Origin of the sequence: Psychrobacillus sp. FSL W7-1493, from assembly GCF_038004905.1 — a bacterium.
GTDB lineage: Bacteria > Bacillota > Bacilli > Bacillales_A > Planococcaceae > Psychrobacillus.
Genome location: NZ_JBBOSB010000002.1, coordinates 325,162 through 341,041, shown reverse-complemented (window position 1 = coordinate 341,041; position 15,880 = coordinate 325,162). Strand labels below are relative to the sequence as shown.

Here is a 15,880-nt window from a genome sequence, read left to right as displayed (position 1 = left end):
TCAAGGAGTGTTTACCATCAGACATTTTAAGGGTTTAAATGAAAATGAAGTGAATAATTTTTTTCATCTCCCTCCTAAAGAATTTTCAAAAACGACAGACAAGCTAAAATTGGGGATTGCTATGGGTGCCACTTTATATATTCCTGGCCTAATGAGTAATTTTTCTTCAAAATTAATCAAGAAGTCTTTTGAAAATCTTACTAGTGTAATTATGTGTTTAGAGGATTCTATTTCAGATAACGCGCTAACAGAAGCCGAAAACAATGTAGTAGAACAACTGCACACCTTAGCTGAAGCAATCAGCGCAAATGCTACCCTACAGTATGATTTGCCCCTCCTATTTATAAGAATTCGAAGCGTAGACCAGTTACAGAGAATTGCTAGTCAGTTAGGTAATGATTTAGACCTTATCACGGGTATAGTCTTCCCTAAATGTAATTCTACTAATGCTAATGATTTCTTTTCATGCTTGGATTCCTTAAATCAAGCAAGATCCGTTACGCTATATGGTTTGCCTATTATTGAATCAAAAGAGATTATTTATAAAGAGTCTCGACAAGAGGAGCTCCAAAAGCTCTATACGATTTTCTTGAATTACGAACGTCTCATATTAACTATTAGAGTTGGGGCAACTGACTTCTCTAGCCTTTTTAGCCTTAGACGGCCCTATAATAGAACTGTTTACGAGCTACAATTAATTGGAGATTGTTTAACAGAAATTCTAAACACGTTTAGACGCTATGAGGATAACTTTATAATTTCAGGTCCGGTATTTGAATACTTTGATGATAAAAGTAAGGACATCTTATGGGAAGAAGTTCAACTAGACCTTTTGAATGGCTTTTACGGTAAAACGTGCATTCATCCAAGCCAAGTAGATATCGTTAACGCTGTCTATCCTGTTTCTAAGGAGACGTTTGACGACGCTAGTATAATCGTTGGAAACAGATATGGAAATAATGGAATTTTAAGTAGCCCTTCAAAAAATAAAATGAATGAGGTTAAACCTCATTATAGTTGGGCTGTAAAAATACTGGCGCAAGCAGAAATATATGGGGTGCTAAATGAAAATGTTACCACACACGACTTTATCGGCTACATCAAGAACATATAATTTACATGGAAATTTAAAGCTAACCATTGATGTTCAAAACAATCCGTACAACCTTAATCCAGATAAGCTTTTTGAAATGGGAGTAAGAATAAATAAAAAAAGACAATTTCTCTTTATTAGTCGCCTGCTCGGGAAGCACTTACCAGTAGCCCCTTCTCTTTCACTAGGAACTGGGACTGTTCTTGCTTCTATGTTAATGGAAAATGAAGGTTTACCTGCTCATCCACAGTTAATGGATATTATTCAAATGATTGATTCCGGCCAGTCAGACCGCACGCTTAGCCTTAACTCTTTAAAATATAAGGTTAAATTACCGACTAATACTGTCTTTATAGGCTTCGCAGAAACTGCCACCGGCTTAGGTCATGCTGTTTTTAATCATTTTGATAAGGCTCAGTATATTCATACTACGCGTGAAGAAATCATCAATCTCTCTCCTTCTTTTGTTTTTGAAGAAGAGCATTCTCATGCTACCTCTCACCGAGTATATGCTTCAGAGAACGTGTTGAAGGAAGCGGAAACGATTGTACTTATCGATGATGAAATAACCTCTGGCCTCACACTTTCCAATTTAATTATATCCTTAAATAAAAAGTTCCCAAAAAAGCAGTTTAAAATATTGTCTATTCTGGATTGGAGAAGTGTAGAAAATATAAACAACTTTACTGACTTAATGAAACAAAATGGGATTCATGCCGAAATAATTTCCATTCTTTCTGGTCAATTCACTCTACACAATACAGCTACCATCAACGAGGAAGCCATACCTTACCTAAAAGGTGGAGAAGAAGTTCATGTTTCTTTAGAGGATGACATCCCCTCTCAGTGCACCACGCCCTATTTTAGCGAACATGCAATTTATAGCACTCTCACTGGTAGATTTGGCCTGACGAGTGAAAACCATGCCGCAATGGACGACTGGATACATAAATTACTTGAAAAGCTGAAATTAGATAGAGATCAACCAACGCTTGTAATAGGCATAGGAGAAAACATATATATTCCAAGCCGTATTGCTCTCGCACTAGGTAAACATACCAAGATCCAAACAACGACTAGAAGCCCAATCTTTGCAAAAAACGAAGAACACTATCCAATTAAAAGTAAGTGTAAATTTATTTTGCCTGATTCAAATGATGTGGAACAATACTTATATAACGTTGCAGAACATGAATTTGAGCAAATCTTAGTAGTTGCAGAGTCTGTTAAAAATAAAGAAACCTGGTCTCCCTTACTAAACTATTTACACGGCAAAGGATCGGTCACATGGTTATCCCTTACATCGCCAGCTAACAGAGGGGGATTAGATGATGCTTAAGACTGATCACTTAGTTAAAACTAGTTACTCACCAGAAGACATTACCTTCTTACTAAAGGATATGTCCAAAGTTCAAATTGAATCGAACATAGATAATCGAGAAAAGGCATTTTCTTTAGGGCATCATTACTCTGAGTCCTTACCTATAGAATATCGACCCTCTCCAGAGTATCTTCGTTTATACAATCAGGCTATGAACCAGCTTTCTAGCTATATAGCTCAATTAGTAGGCATTGTCACTAGACGCGTCCACAAATATGCAGGAACCGATCAAGTCGTCATCATTTCCTTGGCACGCGCAGGTAGCCCAGTAGGAATTTTAATGAGACGATATGCTCATACTTTTTTAGGCTTAGACTGGCCACATTTTAGCGTATCCATCTTAAGAGGAAAAGGGATTGACGAAAATGCTATAAAAACAGTGCGTGATTTATACCCTAACCATCACTTACAATTTGTAGATGGTTGGACAGGAAAAGGTGCCATTCAAAATGAGTTGACCAAGTCCGTTCAACAATTGAATGAACAAGGTCTTCACTTAAACGATGACCTTGCAGTCCTTTCCGACCCTGGTGGATGTGCAACGTTATATAGCACAAGAGAAGATATTCTAATACCTAATGCCTTTTTAAATTCTACTGTATCTGGATTAATCAGTAGAACTATTCTAAATAACGCCTATCAGTCATCAGAAGATTTTCATGGGGCCAAGTATTACGCGGAGCTTGAGGATGAGGATGTGTCCAACTCTTTTGTCGATCAAATAACTGCTCATTTTTCTGCTCAAGAGGAAAATATCCTAAAGCAGTTCAATAAATTCCCTGTTAAGAACGAAAGAACCTGGTCAGGCATGCAGGTAGCTCAAGAAATCGCACACAAATATTACAAAAACTCTGACCTCACCAAAGTAAAGCCTAGTATTGGGGAAACGACTAGAACGTTATTAAGAAGGAAACCTCATAAAATTCTCTTAAGAGATGAAAATGATGAAGCTGTTAAGCATATTTTAAGCTTATGCCAAGAAAAAAATATACCTATTGAAATAATCCCTGACCTTTATTACCGTGCTATTGGGCTTATAGAATCGGAGGAATTAATATGACTATTCTATTTGCGAGTGATTTAGATCGAACACTAATATATAGTAAAAAATCTAGAGGTCTCGAAGTAAATGAACAAGATTTAGCCATAGTGGAGTGGCGTGAGAACAATCCGGCAGCATTCATGACCAAGGAAGGACTAGAAATTTTTAAAGAACTCTCCTCTTCCATTGAATTTTTGCCGGTCACAACTAGAACTAGCAAACAATATGAACGTTTGTTTAGATTGTATAATCCTCAGGAGAAACCGACGTACTCCATTGTCTCCAATGGAGCTGTAATATTAGAAAATGGTAAGCCTATTCCGGAATGGTCTGATAAAATAGAGGTACAGCTTGAGAACGACTGTACCTCTGTCTCTCACGTACTCTCACAGATTGAACCTTATATTCAAAGAGGCTCCGTCTTAAAATCCTTACAGGCAGAGAACTGGTTTGTGTATATGATTATAGATGAGGAGAGATTTACAGTTGAGGACTTGGAAGACCTATCCCAACTCTTTTACAAGCAAGGCTTCACCTTGTCTAAACAAGGAAGAAAGTTGTACGTAATGCCTAATTGTATTAACAAATCTCTTGCACTCGAGTTTGTATCTGATCGTATAGAGGCAGAAACAGTAATTGCAGCAGGTGATTCATTATTAGATTTAGATATGGTTTTGAGTGCTGATTACGGTTTCATCCCTCAGCATGGAGAAGTTATTTTAAATAAATCCCACCTCCCGCCTCACGTCCAAGTAACCGATCAATCTGGTGTATTGGCAGGTGAGGAAATAATAAAAAAAGTTCATAACATTTGTTATAATATGTATTAATAGGAGGCAAAACCCATGGTGAAGTTAAATCCAATAAGGATGCAGTCGTGGGATTCATCTGAAATTGGGAAATGGCTAAAAAACTCTTTAGAAGATCCAAGCATGGTGACTGTCGATCAAGATAGCCTGACATATCCTCAGTTATTATGCCAATATATTGGTGTTTCTATGGATGAAGATGAATATTTCACTATTTTGCATACACAACTAAATGATTCCGGTGGTAAGCTGATTAATCTTACTAATTCTCTTAACAAAAATATTGCAGCTGATAAATTACGTGCCATAAATCAGCTTTTTGAAATTCATCGACAGGAAAAAGGATTGTCTCCGAATCGGATGGTTGCCTTTTTGGAAGGTCATTTTTTACTTCCAAAACTCCAGGATGCTGATTTAAACAGACGTATAAGGATTGTTTTAATCGACTTATTAAAACAGCTCCAATCTAACTATACGGAAGGGACCCAGCATCACGAGTACCGACGGATTACAATTGATCTGATTAAATGGATATTCAATCATGTCGAGCCTGTTTTAGAGAAGTTAGACTTTCAAACTGGTCTGCCCGGCTTTCTCTGGTACGGTGATGCTACTCCTAGTGAGAGATGGTTTCTAAAGTTTTTAGGAGCTTATGGATTTCATATCGTCATATTTAATCCCTGCGATGAATCCTGGCCAATGCAAATGCTTGGAATAGATGAGGAACATTCCTTTAAATTCCCCAAAATAGCAGGCAAGCCAAGTGAATTTCCAAATGAGATGCCTAAAATTGCTGGTACAGTTGCTTTTAGAGCTACTCAAGAAATAAATGAACTCTTACATCATGATGATTCAGGTCTTTATAAGCCCTTTCAATTTAAATCATATTCGATAAATTCCTTAAGGCTAAAAACTACCGAGGATGAAGCATTCTTAATAGCTAAAGAACGAGCAATGATCCGACCTCACTTTCAAGTAAGCAGTCAGCAAGTAACTATTCCCGTCGTTTTTGCTAAATACATGGGAATAGACCGCAATCGAAAGCGCTTTTGGAACAACGTGCATTCCTTAACCTCTCGAGAGGATACCCATGTGATTCGTCAATTTCCATTTACTAAGGAACAAAAGACAAATCCAGTGTTTCATTATCGAAATGCTTTAAACTCTGACGGAATGTTAGATCCAGAGATTATGAAAACTTCTAATTGGTGGACGTATGGTAAACTACCTTCAGGTACACAAACAGCGATAGGTGAAGCGATTGCTAAGCATGTGCGTGACCCAATTCTTATCCCTCAGGGAAACGAAACAAATGAGGAATTACAATTATATGCGTTCTCTCAATCAATGTTTATACCTGATTTTGTTATCCGTCTGTTTCAAACATTTGATTACCCTCAATTTGTTCCAACTATCTTCCTTTATAACGAAGAAAAAGGACCCGAGTTGAGTAGAGCAGATGCAAACGCTCTATGCATCATGCATCATCTTGGTTTAGATATTATATTGGTAAATCCGCAAGGACATTTGGATATAGAAAAATGGGTTCAAGAAGGAATGTTTAATCTGCACTGGATGGATGATAGATCCTTCAATGAGCCCTTTAAAGAAGAGAATGTTGTAAGTAAGATTTTTAAAAAATTTAGATGATATAGGGGTTGAAGTAGTTTGGAACTAGAAAAATTAGAAATGGACCAAAAGGAACAGCTTTTAGAGGAAAGCAATGAACTCAAAACACAATTGAAGAGAGATCCTCAGGTTTTACAATTGGTTGCGAAAATTGATCCTAAAAACCAAGTAGAGTTGTTAGAGTTTGGTCGCGAGCCAGCAAACGAAATCTCTGCTTTTACAGGAAGAATTTTAAACACTATCAAATCTAGTAGTATGGAAGAATCCAGTGAGCTTTTAAAACAGCTCGGTAAAATTATGGATAAGTTCGATAAAAAAGATTTTGTAGAAAAGCCATCTCTATTGAGCAAGGTGTTCAAAAAGGGTGAGAAGCTAATTGAAAAGCTCTTCAATAAATATCAAACAATGGGGAAAGAAATAGACAAAGTCTTTATTGAAATTACGAAATATGAAAAAGAGATGAAAGCTTCTACTCAAACGTTAGAAGAACTCTACGATAAAAACTTCACTTATTTCATGGAGCTAGAGAAATATATTGTTGCAGGTGAATTAAAGCTTAACCAGTTACGCCAGCAGCTCCCTGCCCTACAGGAAAAAGCAGAGAGAGGCGATCAGCTTGTTTTAATGGATTTGAATTCCCTTCAAAATGCCATTGAGCTACTAGATCAAAGAATTTATGACTTAGAAATGGCTAAACAAGTTGCTTATCAGTCTGCCCCTCAAATCCGAATGCTGCAACGCGGGAATACTAAGCTTATAGGTAAGATAAATTCGGCCTTTGTTACTACAATTCCTATATTTAAAACGGGGCTCATTAATGCTATTTCTGCAAAACGACAAAACTTGGTTGCCCAATCGATGAGTGAATTGGATCGTCGAACAAACGAGATGCTGTTGAGAAATGCGAATGACATTTCTAGGCAAAGTGTAGATATCGCCAGAATGTCAGGTCAACCTAGTATTAAAATTGAAACGATTGAGCAAACGTGGGAAACGATTATGCGTGGGATGAACGAAACAAAGGCGATTGAAGATGAAAATCGTAAAATGAGAGAACAAGGTCGTCTTCGATTAGAAGAGCTTCAAAAGAAATATGAAGACGGTCAGAGGAAATAAAATTACAGTTCATATTTAATAATTTAGAGGAGGAATTTGAATGTCAGTTATAAACCTTTCAAAAGGACAAAAGATTGATCTTACAAAAACAAACCCTGGATTAACAAAAATCATGGTCGGATTGGGATGGGATACTAATCGCTATAGCGGAGGTCACGACTTTGACTTAGATGCCTCAGCTTTCTTAGTTGACCAAAACGGGAAGGCACTAAGTGACAAAAGCTTCATCTTCTATAACAATCTTCAAAGTGAGGATGGCTCCGTAGTTCATACTGGAGATAATCGTACAGGTGATGGCGATGGCGATGACGAGCAATTGTTAGTTAACCTTCAACAAGTACCTAACGGCGTGCATCGAGTAGTTTTTACCGTTACTATTCATGATGCAGATTCTAGAAATCAGAACTTTGGTCAGGTTTCTAATGCCTTTATCCGTATTGTAAACGATGAGACGCATGAAGAAATCGTTCGATACGATTTAGGAGAAGACTTTTCTATTGAAACAGCTCTTGTTGTTGGTGAGATATATAGACATGGGAATGAGTGGAAGTTCAATGCTATTGGAAGTGGGTTCCAAGGTGGATTAGCCTCTTTAATAACAGAGTTTGGACTTAGCTAATCAATTTCTTTTCCCGTCATCCAATCAACCTGCATAAAATTTGAAATCTCTCGAGTTCATATGAAACTTGGGAGATTTCTATTTTGAGCTATTAATACCTGATAAATATGTATAGATGTGCACTTTGCATACTAATCTACCCCCGTTCCAGAAAGATGATTCATGAGAAAGGAGTTCAAATATAATGAAAGATTTATCTTCACTCTTTCCTTCCTATCATAAATTTTCAGAATACCCAAATAACACAGAAAAGGACGTTCATACTTTTCATGATCCGTCTAGCAATCAGTGGATACAAATAAGAAAGAATGAAGTATCTTCTCGAGATTTTTCGCTACTATCTTCCTTCTACACAGTAGTAGATTTAACGTCGCCTTCTGATTATTCGCTTTCTGAGAGATGGACTCGTTTTCTTCAAGGATCTGGTGAACTACCTATTGAGGCTGGCAAGAAAATTCGTATTATACAGCTTGTGATAAAGAGTAACAGCTTTCAAAATACAGACTTAGCCAAGGCCGTTCAATTGTTTTTCGAGGATGCTGTCCAGCTTGTATTCGTAGCCCCAAACAATGCTTTACTGATTGAACAGAAGTCTACTTATATTCAGTCTCCAGAGGACCTGGCTTCTTTTATCTCAGCTTTAGAAAGTGATTTTTTTATAAAAGCCCAACTCTTTATCGGAAAGTTCTATTCTGTTGATGAACAAACACCTTCCCGTTATGCTTTAGAAAGAGAATGGTTTTCCAAAGGAATCGGTAATTATTTTCCAGGACGAATTTATACACTAGAAAGCATATTTCCAACCATCTTGACTAATGAAATGTCGGAAAGCTTGAGACAAATTATTCACCAAGAAGTGTTAATTCCAATTGAATTTGACATGGAGCTACTGCAAACCGTCCGTGCCTTTTTCGAAAATGGTTTCAACGCCTCTATCACTTCAAAAAAATTACATATTCACCGAAACACACTTCACTATAGATTATCTAAATTTCAGGAAATCACAGGTATATCCGTCCGTGATTTTGGTGGAGCACTCATTGTTTATTGTGCCAGCTTGCTCGTAAACTATGAATAACAACATGCACAATATATTTCTAGAAACCTTGTGCATATCATCTATATAAGCCATTAATCTCTATTGTTAAACTTATAGTATGGAAAAACAATTTGGGGGGATTTACAATGGAAAAAATGGTTCTCGAAAATATTTATAAAATATATGATGATACTTCTACTGCAGTTTCAGACTTTAACTTACATGTACAAGACAAAGAATTTATCGTTTTAGTTGGTCCATCGGGTTGCGGTAAATCCACAACACTTCGTATGATCGCGGGTCTAGAAGAAATCTCTAAAGGCGAGCTTCGTATCGAAGGTAAGCTTATGAATAATGTGGCTCCTAAAGACCGTGACATCGCAATGGTATTCCAAAACTATGCACTTTATCCGCATATGTCTGTCTATGATAATATGGCTTTCGGATTAAAGCTAAGAAAATTCCCTAAGGCTGATATCGACAAGCGAGTAAAAAATGCAGCTGAAATTTTAGGTCTGGAGCCACTTTTGAATAGAAAACCAAAAGCTTTGTCTGGTGGTCAGCGTCAGCGTGTGGCATTAGGACGCGCAATCGTTCGTGATGCTAAGCTATTCTTGATGGATGAACCATTGTCTAATCTAGATGCTAAATTACGTGTACAAATGCGTGCTGAAATCATTAAGCTTCACCACCGACTTAAAACAACTACTGTTTACGTTACCCATGACCAAACAGAGGCAATGACAATGGCTTCACGTTTAGTAGTTATGAAGGACGGTCTTATTCAACAGGTCGGGACTCCAAAAGATGTGTATGAAAATCCGGAAAATGTTTTCGTTGGAGGTTTTATAGGGTCCCCTGCTATGAACTTCTTCCAAGGGCAAGTAAAAGACGGTTACTTTGTTGCCGGTGATAATAAGATTAAATTATCTCCAGAAAAGGCTTCGCTTCTAAATGGGCAAGGCTACAACGGTAAAGATATTATATTTGGAATTCGTCCTGAGCATATTTCTGCTGACCCAGAGGATTTAACTAAAACACCAGAATCTGTTGTGAACGCACATGTAGACGTATGTGAATTGACAGGTGCTGAGTTCATGGTGTACTCCACTCTAGGAGATCAGCAATACGTTGCTCGAATTAATGCAGATTCTCTTTTAGAAACAGGACAAAACATCCAGCTTACATTTGATATGTCTAAAGCTCACTTCTTTGATAAGGAAACAGAAAGTCGTATTCGTTAAAATGAATTTGCCCACATCCCATTAAAGGGTTGTGGGCTTTTATAATGCTATGCTGTAGAAAATATCAGTAAAAAAAGTGCTATGTTTAGCACTTTTTTCACCCACCTATAGAATATGTTTTCCAGATTTTATTCCTTAATGATAAACTCTTGTGATAACGGCACCATGTTCTCTTTAATCTTCTTTCCTTCCCACGCAGTTACTTTTAATTGATACCCCTTAATGTTTTTAGGCATCTTAAGCTTTGCCGACATTTTCATCGTCTTACCTTTCGGGATTGTTCTTGAGCTCTGATCTCGATCAACGACTTTTCCCTTCTCATCAAGTAACTCCATCAGCACTAAAATATCTTGATTTTTATTTTTAGTATTTTTAACCTCTATAGCAGCAGTAATCATTTTTTCTTTAGTTAGCTTTAGAATTTCCTTTCCTTTTTCGTCTTCGAATTTTACATTAACGTCCATTGCATATTCCGGATGCTCTGGTTGCTGCTCCCAATGAATACTATATACTTTCTTTGACTTACCACCTGGAGCAATCACTGTAAGAGTAGAAACTTTTCCTTCATCAATTATATTTACCTGTGCTTCTGCCTGATTTGCTATAGCTTGTAAGCTCGATCTTTCTTGTTCCGGTAAGCTATATTGGCTCTTTCCTGGTGAGAAATTAGAAATAGCTTTTCCACCAATTAGAATAGATTTTAGCGTTGCATCTGTTTCGGGTACTGCAATCATTTGTAGCTTGTTGCCTTGTGCGTAATAAATGCTTCCGTTCATCCCTACCGTCATATTATTTATAAAGCGGTCTACGATAACTTTATGTGACAAAGTTTCTGGATCAATAGCAACCAACTTTCGAGAAAGTGTAGTATAGAGCATTCCATCTGGCGCCCATTCTAGTCGGTAAGGTAGCCACTTACTGCTATTATATAAGCTTGGATGAATGGTTTTGTTCTTAACTACTTCCAGCGTTTCTGGATCTATCGCAAATATCGTCCCATCTACTATGCCCCATAGGTTACCATCTGGCCCAATAGATAGTTCTCCAATCATTCTCGGAGTTTCGTCTATTCCAGGAATAGTAGGTGTAAATTCTGCTATTTTTTGTGAAGTAGCTACATCCCAAACAAATAGCTTAGCCTCTTTTGCTTTTGGGTCCAAGCCTAGCCCACCCCAAATGGACGTACTACCATATAACTTCCCGTCCTTATAGGCTAATCCAATGATACTTTGATCTTCTACCACATTTCTATATTGTGACCATTTACCGGTCTCTTCATCAAATATAGCTAGCACTCCACCTAATACACCATAGTCTGGTACCGTACCAACAAATAGCTTATTATCTCCGGATGTAATGGTAAATGGTCTATCTTGATGGTCCGTTATATCATATTCAAGTTTAGGATTACTATTTAAATCTATATCCTTGCTTGGATCATAGCTATACATCATAGCCCCAACATAAGTTCCATAATATACTTTGTTGTTTAGAAAGCCGATACCTTCTGGTTGGGCAAAGGAAGGTATATTCACTTCTCTTTCATTCGTAAATGGGTTGTATATACTTAGTCCACGTTGGTAGCCACCCATATATAATTTGCCATCTTGTCCAGCTTCTAGCGCCTGAATCTCCACGGACTGGGAGGCAATATTCATATCAATAAACGTTATTTCATTTTTTATTGGCTCGTATAATATATATTCGCCATACTGCGTAATCATAGCAAGAACTGTCTCTCCATTGCTTAATGTTATCCATTCCATATCTTTAACTCGTACTGTGTCTGGTAATAAAGGAATACCTTCAATCTCTTTTGTTTCATTTTTACTAAAATCGTACTGATACAATTTCTTTTCAAACTTAAAGTATATTAAATTGTTATTGTGTGGAGAAGGATCTGAAATCATATTGCTATAACTAAACTGATTAATCACTTCATGTGTCTCTCTATCTAGCACTAGCATAGTTACTGAGCCAGCGGAAACAAACAGCTTATCTTTTAAGATAAAAATATTTTCGATCATACCGTCTGTACCTGTTTGACCTTCAATTACTATTTCTTCTTTTTCTCCTGTAGATCTATCAATCTTGATCAAATGCTTTTTAGCACCTACTCCGACATAAATAGAGTCATCACTTACTCCAATTCCTCTCGCATATTGCTGACCTTCTTTTACATTACCAAAATCACGGAAAGCACCGCTTTCAATGTCATATTCGAATACAGCTGCGTGAGGATAAGTAGAACCATAAATCTTCCCATCAGCCGTCCCTTCTAAATCCCATACCCAGTTATCAGATGGATTGACCCCTAATTCCTCTACTTTCTTCTCTTCTGGTAAATATCGATAAAGCTTACCATCACCGGTCCCTGCAAAATATACGTTTTGATCGGAACCGATAGTTATTGCCCATAAAGCCTCTGTTCCTTCTATTACTTTAGAGAATTTAAGCTCTCCTGTTTCAGCATTTAAAACAGAAAATGTTCCTGGAAGTCCATTAGAATGATAATATACTTCATTTTCTCCGAGGCTATTTTCTTGAATGACTGCTGCTTGTCCTAACTGCACGTTAACCATTTCACCTAAATCGACTGGAGAAGCATATTCTCTTGCTAATGGAATGTCTTCTACTGCTTGCTCCCAAGTAACGTCATCAAAGTAAGCCTCTGTTAAGCTAATTACACCGGAGTAGAAGGCAAGCCTTGCATAAGCTGCATTTGTGGGAACCTCAGTAAAGACTTTTAGTTCTGTCCAATTGTTTTTTGGCAAGTTTCCAAATAACTCCGTTTTGACATTGTTAGTCAGCTTTCTATTGTCTTTGTCGTAATAATACACCTCATACACAATATTATGGGTTTGCTTTACCACATTCGTCATGACCTTTGCAGTATAGGATTTACCAGGAGTGACTGATACTCTGTCACTAAATATCCTACTACCTGCTTTGTCCGATTCGTCTTTAAAATGTAAGCTATGACTCCCCTCGTGAGAAATAGTGTTGGTAATAGCTGCTGGAGTATTACTGTTATTTTCCATAGACCATCCTGGTATAATAGAGGGGTCATTATTTACTTCTTCAAATCCAGGGTTTCGTATCTCAGTTGAAGCTTCCTCCGCATGAGATACTGATAATGGCGTAAAGTTTCCTAACGCCACGCTTGTACAAAGGACTGTAATCAATACAATTTTAAAGAATTCTCTCATTTATTCTTCCTCCTATTTATATAGTTTTTAGTACTAGTCTTAAGAATAGTTTTTGCTATGAGTAGTGAGGTTTGTCGACTTTGAATGAGTCTAAAATCGAGTACTTCTTTCTTCTGTAAATGCTATTTCACTTTGTACCTGCTAAATCCTTTAAATAAATCCCATATTCTTTCCAAATATCGAAATTTAGTTTTTTATAAAAATCTACTAATATCGTCCAATCAATAATAATGGTTTCGACTGTTCGTTCCTGTAAAATTACCATCCCTGCCTGTACAATTCCTAATCCATAGCCTTGCTTTTGTTCGCTCGAATCTACTCCAAGTGGTCCAATCCCTCCAACCTTAGTTTTAAAGGACGGACTCCAGTAAATATTCTGTGCAATAGTTGGGGATTCTTCATCATTGATTCGACAAAAGCCAATGATCCTTCCATTCTTTTTGAGGATTACAAACTCTCTTCCACTTCCATTCGATTCAAAATATTTTATCGCCTCGTATTCCCATCTGCCAGGAAAAGACTTGTTTAAAAAGGTAAGAAACTCTTCCTTTTCTTCCGGTTGTAAGATTGAATAGGACACTGTATCGTCTTCGGGCATGGAATAGCTCTTACTTAGATGATTAATCAAGTCATATGTGTCTATTCTTTTCAAATACCCCTTTTTTTCGACCCACTGTTGTGTCTCAACATATTGTAGAGGCACTCCGGAGAAATAATGAAAAGGATCTCCGCCCAACTGAATCTCCTCTATGCCATGGTCTTTCAATGTTTCTTCCGCCTGATCAAGAAGCGTTGATCCTACGCCTTTATTCCGGTAATTTTTATCAACCAACAGAACCTGAACCCACCCCCTTTTAGAATCCATTTTTATATCTACTTTCTCCTGCCACTTTTTAGCTATAATAAATCCTATTATGTTATTTTGGTCATCTACCGCCATGGCACAACCATCCTCTAGAATATTCTTGTCTACCAAACTATTTTGGTTAAAAAGTTTTTGACGCATTGGATATTCTTCGCCCAATTCCTTGTTCCAGAGCTCGACCATTTCCTCTAATCTACTAGCATCCCAAGGCAATATTTTCATTTCACATCATTCCTTTCAACTATTGTCCGAATGTCTCTTGCATACGTTTAATAGGGTCATCTTTCATGTCGCTACTCCATTCAACCACCTGATTTACTTTCATCAGTTCTTCTTTAAGTTCCTGATAATCTATATCTTGAACAGAAGTATTATGTTTGATGGCTAAATTTGCTGCAACACTTGCAGATTGTCCAAGAATCATGAATACTGGCTCCATTCGAATAGATCCAAAGGCAATATGAGAGCTGGATAGACAAACTGGAACAAGCAGATTTACACATTCCTCTGATTTAGGACGTATGGAACGATAGGATATCTCAAATGGAGAAATCGGAACCTGCACATCCCCCTCATTCACACATCTTCCATCAATAACCACACGTCGACAGTTATGAGAATCCATATGGAAAGAAGCCAAGCCAATCGGATCTTCGACAAAGGATTGTCCTAGACAGTTATGATCTGTCATGACATAATCTGATATCATTCTTCTTGCTTCTCTAATATAAAGCTGATGTGGCCAATGTCCTGTTTCCATAAATTCGTCCTTTGGAAGCCCCCAAGATGCCACTTCCTCACGGATTGACTGTGGGACTCGTTCATCATTAGATAAAAAATAGAGCATCCCAAGATCATAATTTACATGATCCTGAAAAATCTCCTCCCGTCTTTCGTAGCTACCATCAGGCCATTCATAATTCTTACCAATGTTATCAGTGGAGATTGCACCGTGGTTATTTAAATCCGATTTGTCGTTTGGGAGTGGAGTATGTAGCTTCATAGCATCCCACACACCCGACTTAATATAGCGCAATAAAAGCTCGTAACGCTGGGGTTCATAATTAGGGGGTTTTGGAAAAGAAATACGATTTTTAGGGTTGTTTGTTAAACAAATTCGAAAGTTATAGGCTTGAATCCGATGATCCCCCTGTCCCTGGTATCCTAGAGACTCTTTACTATCCACACTTATACCTGGTAAGAGCCCGCTGTCCTCCTGACCCTCTATCTTATACGGGTCAATCCACTTCTCAAATTTATGATGTGGTGCACCAAATTGAACGCCATTATAGATTTCCTTATAAGTGGCATTCGACTCTCTACCTACAAAATAGGAAACATCCGCTAGAGCAAGTAAGTCTCCCTCATAGCTACAATCCATAAAGATTTTCCCTTTAAATCTATTACCACTCTCCATAATAATTTCATTTATTTTCACATCTCCTTTATGAACCTCATGTAGATGCTCATTCAGAAAGACAGGAATGTCATATTCACTCATCCAGGATGAAAAGATAGATTGAGCAGCTTTTGGTTCAAATCTCCATTGTTTTTCTTTGTTATAGTATCTAGCCACTTCTTCGTAAAACTCCTTAGCAAGTCCACCAATGGCATTTTCAGCACCAAGGTCTGTAGCTCCTAAGCCACTCGCAGTCATTCCCCCGATATTTCGGCTAAATTCTACCACTGCAACAGTCAATCCGTTTCGACAAGCCTGTACAGCTGCCGTTAAGCCAGCTGGAGTCGCACCGTATATGATTAAATCCTTCTCTACAACTTTAGAGTCTATATTTTTGGGTGTAGGCTTGTAATAGTAAAGTTCTTTAAAATTCAT

Annotated in this window: 12 protein-coding genes; 9 read left to right on the top strand and 3 right to left on the bottom strand. The window is 37.5% G+C overall.

Going from position 1 to position 15,880, the window contains the following annotated elements:
• The first annotated feature begins 121 nt into the window (after positions 1 to 121).
• From MKX96_RS19180 to MKX96_RS19140, 9 genes are all read left to right on the top strand, one after another.
• Positions 122 to 1,114, top strand: a complete 993-nt coding sequence (locus MKX96_RS19180; RefSeq protein WP_340886795.1) for an HpcH/HpaI aldolase/citrate lyase family protein — start codon at positions 122 to 124, stop codon at positions 1,112 to 1,114.
• Complete coding sequence (locus MKX96_RS19175) at positions 1,065 to 2,432, top strand: phosphoribosyltransferase family protein (protein ID WP_340886793.1); 1,368 nt, start codon at positions 1,065 to 1,067, stop codon at positions 2,430 to 2,432. Before MKX96_RS19180 ends, MKX96_RS19175 begins: the two co-directional genes overlap by 50 nt.
• Positions 2,422 to 3,534 carry a cysteine protease StiP family protein gene (locus tag MKX96_RS19170; protein ID WP_340886791.1) on the top strand — a complete coding sequence of 371 codons (1,113 nt, stop codon included), beginning with the start codon at positions 2,422 to 2,424 and terminating at the stop codon, positions 3,532 to 3,534. The genes MKX96_RS19175 and MKX96_RS19170 overlap by 11 nt, the downstream gene beginning before the upstream one ends.
• Entirely contained in the window at positions 3,531 to 4,346 is an 816-nt protein-coding gene (locus tag MKX96_RS19165; protein ID WP_340886789.1) for an HAD hydrolase family protein, read from the top strand. Before MKX96_RS19170 ends, MKX96_RS19165 begins: the two co-directional genes overlap by 4 nt.
• A gap of 15 nt (positions 4,347 to 4,361) precedes the next feature.
• Positions 4,362 to 5,975, top strand: a complete 1,614-nt coding sequence (locus tag MKX96_RS19160; protein WP_340886788.1) for a YceG family protein — start codon at positions 4,362 to 4,364, stop codon at positions 5,973 to 5,975.
• A 39-nt stretch (positions 5,976 to 6,014) separates the two neighbouring features.
• Positions 6,015 to 7,070, top strand: coding sequence for a toxic anion resistance protein (locus MKX96_RS19155; RefSeq protein WP_169360220.1), 1,056 nt, complete (start codon positions 6,015 to 6,017; stop codon positions 7,068 to 7,070).
• A gap of 40 nt (positions 7,071 to 7,110) precedes the next feature.
• Entirely contained in the window at positions 7,111 to 7,689 is a 579-nt protein-coding gene (locus tag MKX96_RS19150; protein ID WP_340886786.1) for a TerD family protein, read from the top strand.
• Positions 7,690 to 7,873: 184 nt separating this feature from the next.
• Entirely contained in the window at positions 7,874 to 8,767 is an 894-nt protein-coding gene (locus MKX96_RS19145) for a PucR family transcriptional regulator (RefSeq protein WP_340886784.1), read from the top strand.
• Positions 8,768 to 8,874: 107 nt separating this feature from the next.
• Positions 8,875 to 9,972: an ABC transporter ATP-binding protein gene (locus tag MKX96_RS19140; RefSeq protein WP_340886781.1), complete on the top strand. Its 1,098-nt coding sequence runs from the start codon at positions 8,875 to 8,877 to the stop codon at positions 9,970 to 9,972.
• Positions 9,973 to 10,100: 128 nt separating this feature from the next.
• Here the strand turns inward: MKX96_RS19140 and MKX96_RS19135 are convergent, their stop codons facing one another.
• From MKX96_RS19135 to MKX96_RS19125, 3 genes are all read right to left on the bottom strand, one after another.
• Positions 10,101 to 13,181, bottom strand: a complete 3,081-nt coding sequence (locus MKX96_RS19135; protein WP_340886779.1) for a hypothetical protein — start codon at positions 13,179 to 13,181, stop codon at positions 10,101 to 10,103.
• A gap of 127 nt (positions 13,182 to 13,308) precedes the next feature.
• Positions 13,309 to 14,268, bottom strand: a complete 960-nt coding sequence (locus tag MKX96_RS19130; protein WP_340886775.1) for a GNAT family N-acetyltransferase — start codon at positions 14,266 to 14,268, stop codon at positions 13,309 to 13,311.
• A 19-nt stretch (positions 14,269 to 14,287) separates the two neighbouring features.
• Positions 14,288 to 15,880 carry an FAD-dependent oxidoreductase gene (locus MKX96_RS19125; RefSeq protein WP_340886773.1) on the bottom strand — a complete coding sequence of 531 codons (1,593 nt, stop codon included), beginning with the start codon at positions 15,878 to 15,880 and terminating at the stop codon, positions 14,288 to 14,290.